The sequence below is a fragment of the Sedimentibacter sp. LTW-03 genome, assembly GCF_052059825.1.
GTDB lineage: Bacteria > Bacillota > Clostridia > Tissierellales > Sedimentibacteraceae > Sedimentibacter.
In genome coordinates, this window is the sequence record NZ_CP197180.1 from 3,073,394 (window position 1) to 3,091,670 (window position 18,277).

Here is an 18,277-nt window from a genome sequence, read left to right on the forward strand (position 1 = left end):
TCTCAAAATATATTTGGTGTAATTCTTTTCTTTATCTGATACCTGTAAAAAAGGTTAACTAAACAGTAAAATAAATATTTTCCTGGATTCTTTAAAAATTCTTTTCTTACAATGTTTCTTTTAACAATTGATTTATAGGTGAACAGAGATTCGTATAAGTCCCAGTATGCTTGAGTCAGTTCTTCGGGAGTCATATTTTTCGGAACGTGAACCGCCTCAGTACCATCAAAGGAATATATATTTTTGTTTATAAGCCTTCCTTCGAATTTAATCTCATCAAAAAATTTAGTGCCCGGTATGGGAGTAAGTATATAAAACCGCGGAACAGAGATTTTGTTATTCTCTATAAAATACTTTGTTGCCTTAATTGATTCAAGAGTATCGCCGTCGCCGCCCACAACCATCTCTGTTGATACATCAATGTTATGGGATTGTATGTTTGCAATGAGTTCGGGATACTTTGCGGGATTTGCCCAGCCTTTGTTCATACCGATTAAGCTTTCCCGGGAAATACTCTCAAGACCGAAACTCAGGGTTGTACACCCGCTTTCAGCCAATTTTGCCAAAAGAGAATTTTCACGCCCTATTCTTATATCACACTGGCTCATCCATTGCATGTTGAGATTTTTAATTTCAATCAGCAGTCTCTCAAGATATTCTCTGTCTGAAAAGATATTATCATCCAGCAGCAAAAATTTTTTGAATCCAAGATCTTTTACCTGCTTTATATCTCTTACGACTTCTTCCAGCGGTTTTTTGATATAGTGTCCCTTGTACAGACATGCTACCGAGCAGAAACTGCATGTATTGGGGCAGCCCCTGCCGGCTTGCACTGGAAGGAAATCTCCTATTTTTTTATTAACAATTAGGTCAAATCTTGGCAGTGGTGTGGACAGTGTTCCTTTTTCAAGATTTTTTTCATATATTTTCTTGAGCTTTCCGTTTTTGTAGTCACTCAGAAGCTCTTTCCACACAAGTTCTGCATCTCCAGCTACAACTGCATCGCAGTATTTTGTGGCTTCCTGTACCATTATGCTCACCATGTATCCGCCTAGAATTACGGTTTTTCCCATTTTTTTAAATTCTGCGGCAATATCCAGTGAACGTATTACGCCGTGCCCCATGGAACTTATACCAATGATGTCGGCATCCGTGTCCCATGGTATGTCTTCCAGTATTTCAAGCACAATTTCGGCTTCCCAGTCATCAGGCATCATGGCAGCCAGCAGGGGCATCGCCAGGTCTACAAAATAAAGACGGCTTTTCTTTATGGGCTTGTGGTCTCTGTCATAAGGGCTGGGTTGTATAAGTAAAATTTTCTTCATCATATACCTCTCAGTATTTTTCGAATGTACTGCCGGCTTACGAGGCTGCTACCACAAAGCATCTTTATATTTGCTTTCAGACCGTAGCGTTTGACTAAATACACAAGATGCTTGGGGCGCATAATTACCTTGTAATATGCCTTCAAAAGCTCGTAATAAAACCTTCGTATGCTCATAAATTCAGGCTTTAAAAGAACATGAGCCATATCCCACAGTTCGAACTTATCTCTTTCATATAACAATTCATTTGTATATAAATTAAAAATATCCGTTCCGGGAAGAGGAGTCAAAGGCTGGAGGTTTACAAATCTTACATCAAGCCTTCTAAGCCATTTTGTTAGTTCCTCAAAGTCACTGACAGTAAAATCCAACGGTATAATTAGCGTTGCATAAAGCTCTATATCCAAAGATTTTAATATTTTAATGCAATTTTCATTTATTTCCGCAGTTGTTTTTTTATTGTAGGATTTAAGATCCTTGGATCTCACAGATTCTATTCCTACAATTACGGCGTTCAAACCCACATTTTTGAGCTTGGCCATAATATCTGCATTCTCTGTAATAAAATCGGCTCTGCCATACACCAGAAATTTTTTCTTAATATTCTTCTTAATAAGCAAGTCAGCAAAATTATTAAGACGTTTTCTGTCAAACAAAAAATCATCATCGACTATATATATTTCTTCCTCCGGAATTGCTTCAAGTTCCTTGATAACATCATCCATATCCCTTGAGAAGTATTTTCCGTCCGTAATTTCTCTGCAAAAGCAGAATGAGCAGCTGTAAGGGCAGCCAAAGGATGTTTTGATCAATGCACAGGGGTTGTGAAACATGTAGTAGTAATACTTTCTGTATTTTGAAACAGATTCCCTGTCTGGATAGTTATAATCAAAGATAGTTTTTTTAGGAGCAGGCTTATCCAGTGCACGGCGAATTTCTTCCGTATTTCTTCCGTCCAGCAGCATTTTTACGGTTAAATTAAATCCGTCAATCCCGTTTCTATCATATACAAAGTCTATATGCTCTGACTTGAAATCTTCCGGTACAACTTCGGCGTGAACGCCTCCGGTTCCCGTCTTGACAGATGGAAGCAGTTCTTTTGAAGCCTTTGACAGCTCCTTTATTACTCCTGCATGAGTTATATATCCGGTAAACAGTATTAAATCTGGGTTTTCTTTTTTTACAAGGATTTCATATTTTTCTGTTTCAATTATCATGTCCAGAATTTTTATGTCAATTTGGTCTTTTATCTCTTCAGGTATATTTGATACAAGGTACTCAAGCTCCAGCGGTTCGCAAATCATAACATGCTGGAGACCTATGGTTTCGCTGTGAGGCCTTGGACGCACCAGTAGAATTTTCATTTTGTTGCCCCTTTCAGCTTGTATAGTGCAATTCTCGGCATAAAAAACTTTTCTTTAATAATTTGTAAATCATCTACGTGAAAGTACGGAGAAACAATTTCTCTGAATTCTCTGTCAGATGGGTAATATGCAGGGCCCGTAGTGAGCTTTACAAAAGACAGCGCAAATTTATCATATACATTGTTACCGCTGGCAAATGCCATCAGCAATATACCGTCATTTTTCAGCAACCTGTTTAATTCATGCATTACTTTTTCAGGACTATTGTAATACGGAAAAGAATGAGAGCATATTATCACATCAAAGTTCCCCTTTAATTTGTCAAGTTCATCTGCATTCAGCTGCATGTGAACCGCACCCGGATTTCTGGATTTTGAAATATCCAACATTTTTTCCGAGAAGTCAACTCCTGTTATTATCGGGCTGCTGAAAAATTCAGACATTTCACTTATTAACTGGCCGGTGCCGCATCCAAGATCCAATACCTTTATATTATTTATGTCCTTACTTTCAGACAGTGCATTCAATATATAATTTCTTGTAGGCTTTAAGGAGTATTTTTGAACCCACAGCCTGTCATACCGTGATGCCCAAAAATTCCATATGCTTGATTTCATAAATTCTCCTATTCTGTTTTTATCTTAAACACAGTATGTTTTTTTCAAAAGCGAGGGGCGTTTGATTTTATACAAAGATTACTTTCCGGTCAAATATTTACGAACCCTGTCTGATTTCACAAGGCGCAGTTGTATTCCGTAAAATATCAGAATATACATCCATTTGGGTAGTGAAGTTTTCAGTACCGGATGAAGGAAATCAAATTTTCTCGGGTCATCGGTCAGAAGCTCATCCTTCATTGATTCATAAAGAGTCGTTCCTTTTAAAGGGGTCAGCATGGATACGGTATATACTTCAATCCCTGTTTTTTTAATAAATTTGTATAGGTTCGTGAAGTCTTTTATTTTGTAGTCCGGTCTGACCATGAAAAGCGCAGTCAAATCAATATTATTTTTTTTAAGTAGAGATATGACTTTAGGATAATCAAGGGCGTTTGTGTTTTTTTCATAGTCATCAAGCTCATGGTTTGTAGTTGCTTCAAAGCCCACAATTGCCTCTACAAGACCCGCTGCTCTTAGAAGCGGAAGCAGGTCGCCGTGTTTTAAGATAAAATCCGCTCTTAAATACCCTATTATTTTAACCTTCAGGCGTTTTTCATTTATAATTTCAATAAATTGCAGCGCATCAGCTCTGCTAGAAAACAAAACATCATCAACAATCCAGAAATAATCAGCACTTATTTTTTCCATCTCATCAGTCATGGCTTCATAATCAGCTGGAATATAGTTTCCGCCGTTCAGCAGTTTGCAACAGCAGTAAGAGCAACCATACGGGCAGCCGGTGCTTCCTTTGATTAATGCAACATTTCTTTTTTCCATATAATGAAGTTTATGAGAAAGACTGCGAAACAAGCTTCTGTCAGGAATCACATTTTCTCTTTCCTTCAGAGCTTTTTGGGGAGATTTATGCCATGCTGAACCAGATGCTACGCCTTTTCTGAAATCAATGCCGTCAATTCGGGTTTCTGTGCCGTGCTTGATGCTTTTAATTAATTCACTGAAGGCGGCCATGCTTGGGGTGTGGCATACATAATCTACAAAATCAGAATGAAAGTCATCTGGATTGACCTGTATATGAACTCCTCCCGCAATAATTTTAGCATGGGGAAATTTCTGCCTGTATGATTTTGCATCGATTAAAATTTGGTTTTCAGCTACATTGTATCCGGTTAGAACAATGGCATCCGGTACGATATTTTGGGGAGGATTCAAGTTGAACAAATCATCGATTATATAGCTTTCAACACCTATATTATTTAAAACGGATTTTAAACAGCAGAGTTCCAGAGGTTCCACAACCACAGGATCAAATGCTGTAAAAATTGTTTTGACTCTTACTTTCTTTAAAAATACAACCATGTTATTTTTCACCTTTGTCTTTAAATACATGATGCTTTACAGGATACGGTCTGTATGAAAACAAAGGCAGCAACATACTGATAAAAGAATTTATCAAGGGGTTGCTGTGGTGGGCAGTCATGTATTTGTATTTTTCCCTGCATCCTATTTTTAATTTGCTCTCCTCCGCCGTCTGTCCAAATTCAATTTCTTCAACACGTTTTTCAATTCCGGTTTCGACTATTTTTAAAAGCATGTTGTAGTATATGTCGTAAGCGGGTATATCTTCTTTTTTGAATCCACCGAATAAAAAATATAGCTTGTTTTTTATTGCCTTCAACTGGATGAAACCTACAACATTATGAGTTTCCCTGTCAGAAAATTCAAAAAGTTCGGCATCATACTCCCGGAAAAACTCAATGGGAAGAGTTTCAAGAGGGTTTTCCGTCCTGCCCATGATACTTAGATACAGGTCGTAATGCACCTTATTAAAATCATACCTGCTCAGTGTTTTGATCACAAGCTTTTCTCTTTCTCTTAAAGCTTTGTTAATCCGCCTTCTATAAGGGCTTCTCAAGGAGCTTAGATATTGGTCGAAATCTTCAAACCTATTCTCGAACACGAATGTAGACAAGGTTTTTCCACCTCCCTTAAAGGGGTGGTCGCTGTTTAGTAAAATCTTAAGTCCCTTACGCTGTTTTATATTTTTTTCGGCTTCAATATAGTTGCCGAAAAAACCGCTCAAGCACACAGAAACAGGAAGTCCTATTATTTGAACATGTACATTTAACGGAAAAATTCTGCGGAAGTTAAATAAATTAAGAGACAAGCGGTAGGAAATAATTACGCTGCCATTTGATACTTCATACTCTTGACCGCAGGGATTTAATTTTTCAAGCAAAGTCAAAAGAGGCAGCAGACTTGCCAGAGTTTCATAACAGGGTAAATTTAATTTATTTATTTCCTTATCTAAGCTGACTGTTGATTTGTGTCTGCTCATGACAACTCCTTGATATATGCTCTGTAGCGTTTTGACTCACAGTCTGCCCACTTTACTCCAAAGTTTTTTGATTTAAAATTATCTGATAATATCCATCCGGATTCCATATAGTCATACCTGTCATTTATACATTCAAAGCAATAATCGAACAACGCAAGTATGGCTCCTCGATTTCTTTCCGAAGGAATCACTCCCATTTCGACTATTTTAAATGTGTTTATACGGTTTCCAAACATAATATTTTTCATTACCGTCCTTAGTCCCGCTGCTTCACCATTGCTCATCAGTTGACTGAAGTCGGGATACCAGAGCATAAAACCCACAGGAACACCATTCTTCTCTACGAAAAGAAGATTTTCCGGTTTCATGAGGTGCTTCATATCCTTAAGCAGTTCATAATCTTCTTCCTGCTCCCTAGGATAGTAAAATAAATGCTCGCTGAATGCCTTATTATTTACATCAGTATATATTCCGCAGTCTCTTTTAAAATTATTAAAATCCGCCATTCTTACAGAGTATCTTTTTTTGAGCCTTGCGATTATATCGCTGCTCATCATGCTGTCAATCGATCTCATATCTTTTTTATAGCTTACCATTTCAATTGTATTAAATCCCGTATTTGTAAAAAAATCGTGATAAAAGGATGGATTATGAGACATTCCGAAGCTCTGCGGTTTATCATAGCCGCTTGCCAAAAATCCTAAGCCGTAATTTACGTGGATATTTAAAGATGCGGTAATTTTAGATGCATTCTTTTCCTTAGCCAGCTGCGTGGCTCTGTTCAAAATCAGTTTAAATGCTTCCATATTCAATTCGGATGCTTCAAAAAAACCAATTTGCACACAGTCAGGCATTCTGTTGGCACATGCAAGCAGGCTTATCATAACTACTTCGTTATTTTCTACTACCATAAGAGGTTCCAGATATACCGACCTGCAAAGCTGAGAATTTCCATACAGAAGCCCTTTAAGTACCCCCGACATTGTGTCGTGTTTTAAGGGACTCGAATATTGTTTTTTATAGAAATTTAAAAAAATTTTTCTGTTTTTTTCGTCAATACTAACAAGTTTCATATAAGTCTCCATAGTATAATATCCCATTATAGTATAAGTGCAAGCCAATTATCGGCTTGCTTCACACCAGTACAAAAGCATCAAATCAGATAAAACTGTTGAGGATTTATTTCATATATTATATTTATTATATCATAGCAGTTCTTCTATAACAACTGTTAAGGAAATCGGTATTAACAAGGGAGAGAATGGCGCAATTTACCGTTACAAGTTCAGATAAAGTGGAGAAATTAATTGAAGGCATTTGTTTTCAGGCTCGGGCTGAATATTAAAAAGTTAAGTGCTTAGAATAAATATATAATTTTCAATCGGAGAGATGAATGAACTTAAAATATCCAAAAAAATCAGGACTTAGATGGTCTAGTAAAATAAGAAACAAGCATTTCGGGCTCGTGTTTCTGGAGTTATTTCTTTATTATCTTACGGTAAATTTAGTGTTTTCAGCAGCATATTTTGCATTTGGATCACTAAAAAATGCGGCGAGTTTTATAGATTATGTGTATTTTTCTTTTGTAACATCTCTGTCCATAGGCTATGGAGACGTGGTTCCTCTAAATACAGCAGGCAAGCTGCTTGTAATAATTCAATCTTCCATAACGGCCGTGTACTTTGCTTTGATGGTATCCGTGCTGTCAGTAAAAATGTTTTATCCGAGAGATCTTGTAAAATTTTCTAAAAAGATAATATATAACCCAAGTACGGATATGCTGATAATCAGGGTTATAAACACAAGCCGGGAAGCCCTTGTAAATCCCGATATAAGAATCAGCATTACGGAACATAATACGGGATGCAACAGTGCCGGCATGTTCGATATCCCTATAGATTACAGGCTTACATATTTGGGAAAATACGATTTTTCATATACATTTAAAAACAGCCACAAGAATTTAAATGTTATGAATGAGGCAGAGCTTGCCAAAAAATATAACAAGTCTTCAAATACTGTAAAAAGCAGATTTAGAATAAATGTATCGTTGACGGGTAGCTACGGATTCAGTCAAACTGCAATTTACAAAAAATATTATGCCGAAGACATACATTTAGGGAAAGCCTTCAAGCCTATTACCTACAACAAAGAGTTTTGCGGTATAAAGGGTAACGTCAGATACAATAAAGCAAAAGATTTTTGGACTGATTTCGAAGACACGGAAGATTAAATAAAAATTGGGAAATATATAATATTTTTTTGTTTATTAAAAATATTTTGGCTATAGGAACTATATAATAATTAAAAAGGGAGTGATGCTATGAAAGCAATGGTAATAAACAAATTTGGCGGACCCAAAGTATTTGAGCTTATGGACATTCCAAAGCCGGAGATAAAACCGGGATATGTCCTGGTCAAAATAGCGGCTAGCAGCCTTAATCCATTTGAGATTAAACTAAGATCCGGATTATTGCCTGAGATTACGCCGCCATTTCCAGCCGTGCTAAATTCTGATTTTTCAGGAGTTGTTGAGAAGGTTGGGGAAAACGTTGAAGTACTGAAACCCGGAGATGAAGTATTTGGGTTTGTGGGCGGAATGATGAACGAATGCGGAGCACTTGCAGAATACGCCCTGGTTGATGAAGAGCTCCTGTGTCTGAAGCCGGCTAATATTGATTTTAAAACGGCTGCGCTGTATCCTTTAGTTGGTATCTCTGCATACAGAGCCATTATGGAAAACTCACATATTAAATCCGGAGACAAAGTGCTGATTCACGGAGCTGCCGGAGGTGTGGGACATATTGCACTGCAATTTGCAAAATTGTTAAAAGCTGATGTTTATGCAACGGTATCAAACGATGAAAAGGCAGAAATAGCAGAGCACCTGGGAGCGAATCATGTAATTAACTACAGGACTACCGATGTAGATGATTATGTAAATATGTACACTGAAGGAAAAGGTTTTGACGTTGTATTTGATACGATCGGTACCACAAACTTGATAAACAGTTTTAAAGCTGTGAAAACAGAAGGACTTGTACTTACAACAAATTCAAGGGTTGAACTTGACATGACACTCATTCACCATAAGTCTATTTCATTCAAAACTATATACATGGTGCTACCGATTCTGACAAATACAAACCGCAATGAAATGGGAAATATACTGTATGAAATTAAAAAGCTTATAGAAGCTGGGAATTTAACTATATACAGGGACAAAAACGAATTTAAGTTTTCTGAAATTACGAAGGCACATGAATATTACGAAGAGGGGAAAACCACCGCTAAAATTTCTCTGATAAATGACCTGAAAACGTAAGAGGTGCTTTGTTTAACGCAAAAAAATCAAAGGCTGTTTCCGTACAGGCGCAGCCTTTGCATATTATCCCCTCAATGTAGCAATGAGAGCAGTTGTATTCAATAACAGGTCTATCCCGTCTTCAATTGATTTAACCAGAATATCAGCTTCGGCAAGCAATTTTGCACACATACCCTCTGATTCTAGGACAGCAATTGCAAGAGAAGATTTTTTAAACATTTTTATATCGTTGTTGCCGTTTCCAAAGCATACAGTTTTATCTTTTCCTAATTCCTCAACTATCTCAGCTTTAAAGTCTCCGCAGTTGTTTTTAGGAAAAGTCTTTAAAGTTAAACCGAGATCCCTGCATTCTTCGGAAGCCGATCCGTATGTGTCGGCAGTAAGCACATATACATTTGCCGAGCTGCACAGTCTGGATATTTTATCTTTTATATTATCAGTAACTTTTCCGTTTGCAGCAATTGTTCCGTTGTAGTCAAACACAATATTTTCTATTGAATAAGCTTTTCCGCCCGGTACTGTTATTTCTATCATATATTCACCTCTCTTAGTTATTCATATATATTATATATTCCTGACTGCGTAAATCAACAGGATTATTAAATATTTTACTGGGAGTTCCTGTTTTAATTACGCTTCCTTCTTCTATAAATACGACCATAACAAAAGAGCATCATTGAGATGCTCATAGACTTGTAAAAAAATAGCTTGTTACTTTGTTCAGGTGGCTAATTCTCATGTGTGTTCAAACATGTATATGTTTAATCTGTTTTAACCTCCATTATTTTTCTTTTAAGTTCTTCGATTTCTTTTTGAGAAGACATAATTTTATTGCAGATTTCTGCTACGGGGCTGTCTGGGTTATCCTTTTCTTTTTCAAATACATATCTGCCTAAATCCAGAAAATATTTGTTTATTTGCTTCTCTTCTGCGGATATAGCCTGATTAAGTTTTGTAGTTTCAGCAAAGTCCTTTGCTTTTTCAGTAGCGGTATCTGCCACCTCGCCGATTTTCTTTCCCAACTTATCTAAAAATGCCATAGTGTCTCCTTTCCATAAATGAATTTTATTAATTTATACCAACTAAAATCTATTTTTAAACAGTGAAATAAATGAACAGCATATAAAAATTTCAACTGCACTCCAGTATATTCTATATTAGAAATTCCGATTTAAAATAATTGCAAATTTTTTAAGATTAGTTAAGGATTACTGTAATAAATTATATTAAGGAAAAAAATCGGAATAATAAATTATATGCAGAAAATATCAAAATAAGAATTAAGATAACCATGCGCAAACCAGGAATTTTGTATCAGTATTACGGTGGATTTGAGCGGTGGTTATTATAATAGCGGAGGAGGATAACCTTGGAGAGATATTATTATGATGAACCTTATAAAAGAGGACTAATAAGCTTGGTGTTAAAAGAGTTTTTTGTGCTGCTGCTGATATGTACCATAGGAATGGTATTCGGTATGATGTTTGTACCGCCGCAATTTGCATTTCTTGCAGGAATAGGATCAATAATAGTGCTGATTGTCGCAGCTGTAACAAGGCGAAGAGAAAACAGATCTCTGTCGAGAGTGAACAGCTATTCTGTGGCGTTTTTACTTGGAATAAGTACATTTCCTACGATATTGTACTACGTGTCTGCCATGGGTTCAATGATGGTTCTTGTGTCATTGGGAATAACAACAACTATATTTGGCGGACTGGCGTTATATTCGTCGCAATCTAAAAGAGACTTTTCATTTCTTGGAGGAACATTATACGCAGGTTTGATTGCGCTGATTTTAATAGGAATAGTAGGGATATTCCTGAAATCAGAAGTGTATAATCTGGCTATAGCCTGGCTTGGAATATTAATATTCAGCGGATATGTGCTTTATGACCTTTCGATAATTAAAAACAATCCCTTTACGGAGGAGGATGTTCCGGGGCTGGCTTTAAATTTATTTCTTGATTTTATAAATATATTTATTTATGTTTTAAGAATAGTTTCAAGGTTCAGCAGCAGGGATTAAAACACTAAAAATGCAGATTAGTTGACTTTTTATTTATTAACATGAAACCCGCTTTTAGCGGGCTTTTTTTAGTTTGACAAAAATTTAATTTACAATAGCTATAATTTAGTATATAATAACATTAGTCGTTATTTTTAACAAAATATAACGAGAGCTGATTATGATATTTAATAGAGATGCATCAACGGGAGGAGCAAATGAAACAAATCAAGACAGTTGACGCAGTAGGGCATGTACTGTGTCATGATATTACGCAAATAATTAAAGATGTTAAAAAAGATGCAGTTTTTAAAAAGGGACATGTTATAAAAGAGGAAGACATACCTGTATTGCTTTCTGTCGGAAAAGAAAATTTGTACGTATGGGAAAAGCAGGAAGGTATTCTCCATGAAAACGAAGCTGCGGAAATACTTTACGGAATCTGCAAAAATGAATATATGAAACCGTCTCCTGTCAAGGAAGGTAAAATAGAGGTAATCGCCGATGCTGATGGATTGTTTAAACTGGATACTGAAAGGCTTTACAAGGTAAACAGTTTAGGAGAAATGATGATTGCAACAAGACACGGCAACACAACGGTGAAAAAAGGAGATAAGCTTGCAGGAACAAGGATAATTCCATTGGTTATTGAGGAAGAAAAAATGAAGGCAGCGCAGGAAATCGGCGCAGGAAAACCTATTATGGAAATAATTCCGTTCAAGCACAAAAAAGTCGGAATAGTTACAACAGGAAGCGAAGTTTTCCACGGAAGGATAAAAGATACCTTTGGTCCTGTAATAAAAGGGAAATTCAGCGAATTTGACACTGAAATTTTGGGACAAACAATTGTTGATGACAATAAAGAGGGAATTACGTCAGCAGTGATGGAATATATAGAAAAAGGTGCCGATATTGTTGTCTGTACAGGGGGTATGAGCGTCGATCCTGACGACTGTACGCCTGGTGCGATTAAAGATACCGGTGCGGAAATCATTACCTACGGTGCACCTGTGCTTCCGGGAGCAATGCTTTTAGTATCTTACTACGATTATAACGGTAAAAAAGTTCCTGTACTGGGACTTCCGGGATGCGTTATGTATGCAAAGCGAACTATATTTGATTTAATACTTCCGAGAATAATGGCTGATGACCCTATAAAAAAATCTGATATAGACAGGCTTGGCCAGGGAGGACTTTGTCTGAATTGTAAGATATGCACATATCCAAATTGCGGATTTGGAAAGGGACTCTAATGACTTTGTCTTAAGTATAATACTGCTGAGAAGTTCGTTCTGTAAAACTTAGAAATGCAGGCGGACTTTTCAGCAGTTTGAAGTATCTTAGTAGATGCTTTACATAGCGTTATATTTATAAAAATCTAACGAAAATAATTATTAAAGGGAGAAAAGAAAAATGAAAAAAATTTTAAGTTTACTTTTGGTTCTATGTATGGTATTTTCATTAGCAGGATGTGCTGAAAAAGCAGCTCCTGAAGATGAAGCAGCAAAATCAGAAGAACCGGCACAGGAAAATACTGAAAATGAAGCAAAAGAGCCTGAGACAACAATGTTACTTGCTGCCGCTGCAAGCTTGAAAAATTGTGTTGATAAGGAATTACTGCCTTTGTTTATGGAACAGAATCCAACTATTAAGGTAAATGCAACTTATGACAGCTCAGGAAAGCTTCAGGCACAGATAGAAGAAGGAGCTGACGCAGATGTATTTATGTCAGCGGCTATGAAACAGATGAACGCTCTGGATGAAAAAGGTCTAATTGCGGACGATTCAACAGTACAGCTTCTCCAAAACAAGATAGTTCTTATTGTGCCGGAAGGAAGCAACAAAGAAATGAGTACGTTTGAGGATATACTTAAGGCTGATACTATAGCAGTTGGAGATCCTGAAAGTGTTCCTGCAGGACAATATGCAAAAGAAGCATTAGATAATCTGGGAATATGGGATCAGGTTTCTGCTAAGGCAAGTTTGGGAACAAATGTAACTGAAGTTCTGAACTGGGTTGCAGAAGGAAGCGCAGATGCCGGTGTGGTATATGCAACTGATGCCGCAAGCAAGGACAACGTGGTTGTTGTTGCGGAAGCACCGGAAGGAAGTGTGTCAAAAATAGTTTATCCTGTTGGTATGGTTAAAGCTTCTAAAAATCAAGATGCTGCAAAATTATTTATAGAATTTCTTCAGAGTGAGGATGCATCAAAAATATTTGAAAAGTATGGTTTCACACCTAACAAATAGGAGATAAACATGGAATTATCACCGATATTGATATCAATGAAAACCGCATCAGTAGCAATAATCATTACTTTTTTTCTGGGGCTTGTTGTTGCAAGATGGGTTGTAAGTATTAAATCCGAAAAAATAAAAATGATTATAGACGGCATACTGACATTGCCGCTGGTATTGCCTCCAACGGTAATGGGTTTTTTCATTCTGCTGGTATTTGGTGTAAAAAGACCGATAGGTAGGTTCTTACTGGAATTTTTAAGTGTAAAAATAGTTTTTTCGTGGGCAGCCACTGTAATAGCGGCTGTCATAGTTTCATTTCCGCTTATGTACCGTTCTGCAAGAGGAGCATTTGAGCAGGTTGATCAGGAGCTTATCTCTGCGGGAAGGACATTGGGAATGACTGAACGCAAAATTTTTTGGACGGTTGTTATGCCGATTGCACTTCCGGGAGTTGCTTCCGGAGGAGTGCTGGCATTTGCCAGAGGGCTGGGAGAATTCGGCGCTACGGCCATGGTGGCAGGAAACATAGCAAACATAACCAGAACGCTTCCGCTGGCAATATATGCGGAGGTTGCTGCAGGGAATATGGACGAGGCTATGAAATATGTATTTGTCGTGCTCATAATATCATTTGTGGTTATAGTATTGATGAACTATTTCACTTTTAGGGGAAGAAAATATTTAAACAAGGATAATGTCAAATGAGCTTAAAAGTAGATATAAAGAAAAAATTTAAAGGATTTCATTTGGAGCTGTCATTTGAAACGGATAAAGAGTATCTTGGATTATTGGGCGCCTCTGGAAGCGGGAAAAGCATGACGCTGAAATGCATAGCGGGAATAGAGACGCCTGACGAAGGTATCATTGAGCTTAACGGCAGGGTTTTATTTGATTCCGAAAAAAAAATAAACTTGAAGCCTCAGGAAAGAAATATAGGATATTTGTTTCAAAACTATGCTCTTTTCCCAAATATGACTGTGGAAGAAAATATAGGAATAGGGCTTAAAATTTCCAAAAAAGAAAAGAAGGCTGCTGTTGAAGATATGCTCAACACCTTTCAGCTTCAAGGGCTGGAGAATAAGTATCCCTCACAGTTGTCAGGAGGGCAGCAGCAAAGAGTAGCTCTGGCAAGGTGCATTGCATATAATCCAGAAGTAATTATGTTGGATGAGCCATTTTCTGCCCTGGATGCGCATTTAAAATCACAGATTCAGACAGATATACTCGAGCTTCTGAAGCTATACAAGGGTGAAGTTTTAATTGTGACTCACAGCATGGAGGAAGCATATAAGTTCTGCAAGAATCTTGTAATAGTCGAGGACGGTAAAGCTGTTCTTTTTGGCGATGCAAAGGAAATATTCAAAAATCCGGAGCTTGCTTCAGTGGCAAGGCTTACAGGCTGTAAGAATATTTCGCGCTGCAGATTATTAACACCTAATAAGGTTTATGCTGAAGAATGGGGCATTGAAGTCAAGTTGAACAAAAGCGTCGATGATGTGAATTTTCTGGGAATACAATCATACAGCTTTGAGATGTCAGATAGTGATTCCTTTAAAAACGAAAGCAATATTATTGAATGCAAGATAATAGATATTATAGAAAAAATTCAAGGATATACAATTATTTTTGAGAATAAAAACAACATCAAGTCTGAAGAACACATATATTTTAATGTCAATAAAGAAAAATGGAACAGCAGAAAAGACAAAGAAAACCTGTTCCTAAGAGTTCAGGAAGATTCAGTGCTTCTGCTGAAATAAATGCTGAAGCCGAAAAGTTTACAGTTTAAAAACTACAGATATTTCTCGAAATATGTATCGAACATTTCTTCCGAAGTGCGTTCCAGCTCTTGGCTGAACTGTTCGTAGATATTTAGAAACTCACTGCATTCAGGTGTTAACGTAGAGCCCCCGCCGTTAGCACCTCCTATTTTTCTGTCCAGAAGTTTAAAACCAAGAGCATTCTCGGTTCCGTTAATCATTTTGTATGCCTTGGAATAAGAAAGATTCATGCTTTTAGCGGCGGCATTCAGAGATTCGTATTTTTCTGTAAGTCTCAATAAGTCTAAGACACCCGGTCCGAAGAATACGCCGTCCTTTGCCAGGCGTATTTTTAAAGAACAATTAAATTTATTCATTTTTATACCTCTGTAATATGCAATTATATAACAATTATATTATATCACAACATGTTCTGTATTAATAAACTTTTTGTAAAATTATCGACACTCCCACGAAACATTCTTTAATTTCTTAAAGATCGCTGTTTTATAAAGGAATTGACAAATGATTCTTCTTTATCTAGTTTTTCTTCCTGCACAAATAAAAAAATTACAAATAATGTTAAAATAAATGTATAATAAAAAAAGGGAAATATGATAGGAGGATATATTTATTATGAGGGGACTGTATAAATTTTTTTTAGTGATATTAATTTTTATGGCAGTTATACTGCAAAGATACTATTTCGAAAACAATAATTTAAAAACAAAAATTATAGAGACAGAAAACAAGTACCAAGATCTAAAGATAAAGAAAATCAACGAGAATTTTTCTAAGGCTACCATAACTGAAATGTCATTGATACGTGAGACATTTAACTGGATGTTTTCCGAAGATGTAAACAGTATAATTTTAGAAAATTATACTGGAAAAACAATAAATTTAAAAGAAAAGTCTCTTTTAAACGAGCAAATATTAGAAGGAATGTATCTAGAAAACAACTTAATTATGCCAAAAAATATAATTGCTATTAAAATACATAACAGTAACAGGTTTTACTATAAGTTGAAATATAACTTTAAGGACACTAGCAACGAAATTTTCATTTTTGATGATGGAACTATAAAATATAATGAGAATTATTACGAATCGCCACTTTTATTAAGCATATCTCAATCACTAATGCCTATTACAGAAAATGTCGAGAAAAATACTAACGGAGCATTGCAAATGATGTTCAATTCATCTTTGGCTACTAATCTATCCTCAGAAACAGGTAAATTAAAAGAAGTGATGTTATTTAATTTATGGGATAACGCAGTAAGATTAAGAGCATCAGCACATTTTATTAATAAAAATATGGTTAAAACAAAAGATATAATATTTGAGACTAGCGATATGAATGTTCTTAAGTCAACAGGATACTGCGAAGGCAAGTCAGTAGATATGTATATTTATACTAAAAACGGCGGAGAGCTAGACCACATAAAGTTAAAATATTATGATACCGAAGAGGTATATAAGCTGAAAGAAGAATTAAAAACGGACCAAAAAATTTTGCATTTTAATAATATATGGACTGCAGATTAAACAAAATAAAAAACCTCAATAGGGGATATCAGCTTGACGACAAAAGGCATTTAGAACGCAAATTCTAAATGCCCTTTTAAATTAATGACGAAATAATGCTTTATATTGAAAATGAAGCTCCAAAAATGAGAATAGATAGGCTTTAAGAGCCCATATTTTTTCTTCTTATTTACTAATTTCTTTAAATTATGATAAACTAATGTAGGCTCGACTTTTATTTCCATCAGGTGTTTACCGTTGTAATTTGTATATCTTAATCCGTAATTTTCCTTGGCATTTGCGAAAAGTCTTTCCATGGTTTCTTTTCTTAAATCATAGATTTTCTTCATACCATTTGTATGGCGTATATCTTCACAAGTCTCAATGTATTCTTCCCAGACGTGTCAAATACCAACTTTACATGTTCCTTGCTGTTTGTGCATTTACTTAGATATGGACAATTTTTACATATGTAGCATTTGCTTTTGTATTCATCTAATATTTTGGTAAATATCTGTTCAAACAAATCCGTACCCTTGAACCTTCTTGAGTAGTTCTTTCCGAATGTGCTAAAATGCGGTACAGGGTCGTACATTGTTAATCTGAGAAACCATCTGTACGCTACGGTTACCTCTATATCCTTAACCGTTTGACGCATGCTTTTTATTCCATACAAATATTGTATGAGTACTATTTTTATCAGTATGATTGGATCCAGGCTGGGCTTGCCTTTTTCTTCAGAGTATTTTTCTTTAACTAAATCATAGATAAATGAAAAATCTATTGCTCTTTCAATGTCTCTTAGAAGATGATTATGTGGAACAATTTCATCCATCGACATCATTTGTACCTGTTCTCGTTTTTTATCAGTTTCTTTGCTCATCATGGTAAACACAGCTCTAATTTTCTTGTTTTTATTTTACCATAAAATTACTTGAAAGCATATATTTTTCAACAATTTTTGAATATCTTTAACGCAACAAAGTCGTAAGATTTTATTCTAATCTTACGACTTTGTTTACAGTCGGGATCCCCTAAATAGGGGATTTTTTATTTATACTAGGCTTGCAAGACTTGACAATAAAATTGTTCTTACATAAATATCTTTTAATGCATAACCGTAATCATATGTGTCATTCCATGTTTGAGATGAACCATCCAAGTCTTGATTTTCATCACCTATGGTGATATAACCTGCATTAACCCCATCTTGTCCTCCAGGTTTTGTTGTTGTTTCTGAGTGATAGTAATTTATTTGAATTACACGTCCATCACTTCCTTTAATAACATTAGAAATGACCATAACATGTCCTGTTAAACCGATAGTACAGCCAGTAACTATGTCCTTGGCTTTTGTTTTAACAGTTCCGTTTTCAGATGATGTCATATTTGATGATGAAACCCCACTAGAATAAGAAGCACCAAATTGGTCCATGACAGCTCCATCAGAAGCTTCGTTAAGAACATAATAAGCGAAGCCGGAACAATCTACACCATAATTGCTCTTATTTGAATTTATAATGGATTGTATCTCGTCTGCTGTTTTTAATCCTCCAGTGGAAGTAAATACGGCAGGAGTACCCAATAATGCATTTTTTATTTGAGCAGGTGTTTTTTTCCCACCATAATAATATGGGACTTTTAACTCTCTAGTAACAGTATTGTAAGTAAGTTTCAAGGGTGTGTACTCTCTTATTTTTGACATTAATGTTGTTTGAAATGACATTTTTAATTCCTCCTAAAATTTATTGTACCAAGATTTAAATTTCCTA

At 35.9% G+C, this 18,277-nt stretch carries 19 protein-coding genes and 1 pseudogene; 8 read left to right on the top strand and 12 right to left on the bottom strand.

The window, feature by feature from the left end; translation table 11 throughout:
* Positions 1 to 2: 2 nt before the first annotated feature.
* The 6 genes from ACS3UD_RS14970 to ACS3UD_RS14995 all read right to left on the bottom strand — a co-directional run bounded on the left by ACS3UD_RS14970 (position 3) and on the right by ACS3UD_RS14995 (position 6,717).
* Positions 3 to 1,325 (bottom strand): B12-binding domain-containing radical SAM protein, encoded by a 1,323-nt coding sequence (locus ACS3UD_RS14970; protein ID WP_308140084.1) that lies wholly within the window; start codon positions 1,323 to 1,325, stop codon positions 3 to 5.
* On the bottom strand, positions 1,325 to 2,689 hold the full coding sequence (locus ACS3UD_RS14975) for a B12-binding domain-containing radical SAM protein (RefSeq protein WP_308138842.1): 1,365 nt from the start codon (positions 2,687 to 2,689) through the stop codon (positions 1,325 to 1,327). Before ACS3UD_RS14975 ends, ACS3UD_RS14970 begins: the two co-directional genes overlap by 1 nt.
* Positions 2,686 to 3,306 carry a class I SAM-dependent DNA methyltransferase gene (locus ACS3UD_RS14980; RefSeq protein WP_308138841.1) on the bottom strand — a complete coding sequence of 207 codons (621 nt, stop codon included), beginning with the start codon at positions 3,304 to 3,306 and terminating at the stop codon, positions 2,686 to 2,688. The genes ACS3UD_RS14975 and ACS3UD_RS14980 overlap by 4 nt, the downstream gene beginning before the upstream one ends.
* Before the next feature lie 78 nt (positions 3,307 to 3,384).
* A complete protein-coding gene (locus ACS3UD_RS14985) occupies positions 3,385 to 4,665 on the bottom strand; it encodes a B12-binding domain-containing radical SAM protein (RefSeq protein WP_308138840.1) in 1,281 nt (426 codons plus the stop codon).
* Position 4,666: 1 nt separating this feature from the next.
* A complete protein-coding gene (locus ACS3UD_RS14990; protein WP_308138839.1) occupies positions 4,667 to 5,644 on the bottom strand; it encodes a hypothetical protein in 978 nt (325 codons plus the stop codon).
* Positions 5,641 to 6,717, bottom strand: coding sequence for a hypothetical protein (locus ACS3UD_RS14995; protein WP_308138838.1), 1,077 nt, complete (start codon positions 6,715 to 6,717; stop codon positions 5,641 to 5,643). The genes ACS3UD_RS14990 and ACS3UD_RS14995 overlap by 4 nt, the downstream gene beginning before the upstream one ends.
* Positions 6,718 to 7,037: 320 nt before the next feature.
* On the opposite strand from ACS3UD_RS14995, the gene ACS3UD_RS15000 reads away from it, so the two are divergent.
* Both ACS3UD_RS15000 and ACS3UD_RS15005 read left to right on the top strand, forming a co-directional pair.
* The gene (locus ACS3UD_RS15000; RefSeq protein ID WP_308138837.1) at positions 7,038 to 7,877 is read left to right on the top strand and encodes a potassium channel family protein; all 840 of its coding nucleotides are present in this window, start codon (positions 7,038 to 7,040) and stop codon (positions 7,875 to 7,877) included.
* Between the two features lie 90 nt (positions 7,878 to 7,967).
* Complete coding sequence (locus ACS3UD_RS15005; protein WP_308138836.1) at positions 7,968 to 8,969, top strand: zinc-dependent alcohol dehydrogenase family protein; 1,002 nt, start codon at positions 7,968 to 7,970, stop codon at positions 8,967 to 8,969.
* A gap of 63 nt (positions 8,970 to 9,032) precedes the next feature.
* Here the strand turns inward: ACS3UD_RS15005 and ACS3UD_RS15010 are convergent, their stop codons facing one another.
* Both ACS3UD_RS15010 and ACS3UD_RS15015 read right to left on the bottom strand, forming a co-directional pair.
* Entirely contained in the window at positions 9,033 to 9,503 is a 471-nt protein-coding gene (locus tag ACS3UD_RS15010) for an HAD family hydrolase (RefSeq protein ID WP_308138835.1), read from the bottom strand.
* A 227-nt stretch (positions 9,504 to 9,730) separates the two neighbouring features.
* The gene (locus ACS3UD_RS15015) at positions 9,731 to 10,009 is read right to left on the bottom strand and encodes a hypothetical protein (RefSeq protein WP_308138834.1); all 279 of its coding nucleotides are present in this window, start codon (positions 10,007 to 10,009) and stop codon (positions 9,731 to 9,733) included.
* Positions 10,010 to 10,338: 329 nt separating this feature from the next.
* Here ACS3UD_RS15015 and ACS3UD_RS15020 point away from each other — a divergent pair, with 329 nt between their 5' ends.
* The 5 genes from ACS3UD_RS15020 to ACS3UD_RS15040 all read left to right on the top strand — a co-directional run bounded on the left by ACS3UD_RS15020 (position 10,339) and on the right by ACS3UD_RS15040 (position 14,975).
* Positions 10,339 to 10,995 carry a Bax inhibitor-1/YccA family protein gene (locus ACS3UD_RS15020; protein ID WP_308138833.1) on the top strand — a complete coding sequence of 219 codons (657 nt, stop codon included), beginning with the start codon at positions 10,339 to 10,341 and terminating at the stop codon, positions 10,993 to 10,995.
* 197 nt (positions 10,996 to 11,192) lie between these two features.
* Positions 11,193 to 12,227: a molybdopterin-binding protein gene (locus ACS3UD_RS15025; RefSeq protein ID WP_308138832.1), complete on the top strand. Its 1,035-nt coding sequence runs from the start codon at positions 11,193 to 11,195 to the stop codon at positions 12,225 to 12,227.
* Positions 12,228 to 12,387: 160 nt separating this feature from the next.
* Entirely contained in the window at positions 12,388 to 13,224 is an 837-nt protein-coding gene (gene modA / locus ACS3UD_RS15030) for a molybdate ABC transporter substrate-binding protein (RefSeq protein WP_308138831.1), read from the top strand.
* 9 nt (positions 13,225 to 13,233) lie between these two features.
* The gene (modB, locus tag ACS3UD_RS15035; RefSeq protein ID WP_213925864.1) at positions 13,234 to 13,920 is read left to right on the top strand and encodes a molybdate ABC transporter permease subunit; all 687 of its coding nucleotides are present in this window, start codon (positions 13,234 to 13,236) and stop codon (positions 13,918 to 13,920) included.
* On the top strand, positions 13,917 to 14,975 hold the full coding sequence (locus ACS3UD_RS15040; protein ID WP_308138830.1) for a sulfate/molybdate ABC transporter ATP-binding protein: 1,059 nt from the start codon (positions 13,917 to 13,919) through the stop codon (positions 14,973 to 14,975). The genes modB and ACS3UD_RS15040 overlap by 4 nt, the downstream gene beginning before the upstream one ends.
* 32 nt (positions 14,976 to 15,007) lie before the next feature.
* On the opposite strand, the gene ACS3UD_RS15045 is transcribed toward ACS3UD_RS15040, so the two are convergent.
* On the bottom strand, positions 15,008 to 15,352 hold the full coding sequence (locus ACS3UD_RS15045; protein ID WP_308138829.1) for a winged helix-turn-helix domain-containing protein: 345 nt from the start codon (positions 15,350 to 15,352) through the stop codon (positions 15,008 to 15,010).
* A gap of 259 nt (positions 15,353 to 15,611) precedes the next feature.
* Between ACS3UD_RS15045 and ACS3UD_RS15050 the strand changes: the two genes are divergently transcribed.
* Positions 15,612 to 16,526 carry a hypothetical protein gene (locus ACS3UD_RS15050; RefSeq protein ID WP_440977691.1) on the top strand — a complete coding sequence of 305 codons (915 nt, stop codon included), beginning with the start codon at positions 15,612 to 15,614 and terminating at the stop codon, positions 16,524 to 16,526.
* 50 nt (positions 16,527 to 16,576) lie between these two features.
* On the opposite strand, the gene ACS3UD_RS15055 is transcribed toward ACS3UD_RS15050, so the two are convergent.
* The 3 genes and pseudogenes from ACS3UD_RS15055 to ACS3UD_RS15065 all read right to left on the bottom strand — a co-directional run bounded on the left by ACS3UD_RS15055 (position 16,577) and on the right by ACS3UD_RS15065 (position 18,231).
* On the bottom strand, positions 16,577 to 16,855 hold the full coding sequence (locus tag ACS3UD_RS15055; protein WP_440977692.1) for a transposase: 279 nt from the start codon (positions 16,853 to 16,855) through the stop codon (positions 16,577 to 16,579).
* Positions 16,856 to 17,001: 146 nt separating this feature from the next.
* Positions 17,002 to 17,391 (bottom strand): annotated as a pseudogene (locus ACS3UD_RS15060) (transposase); the annotation flags it as partial.
* Positions 17,392 to 17,559: 168 nt separating this feature from the next.
* Positions 17,560 to 18,231: a hypothetical protein gene (locus ACS3UD_RS15065; protein WP_308138827.1), complete on the bottom strand. Its 672-nt coding sequence runs from the start codon at positions 18,229 to 18,231 to the stop codon at positions 17,560 to 17,562.
* Between the last annotated feature and the right edge of the window lie 46 nt (positions 18,232 to 18,277).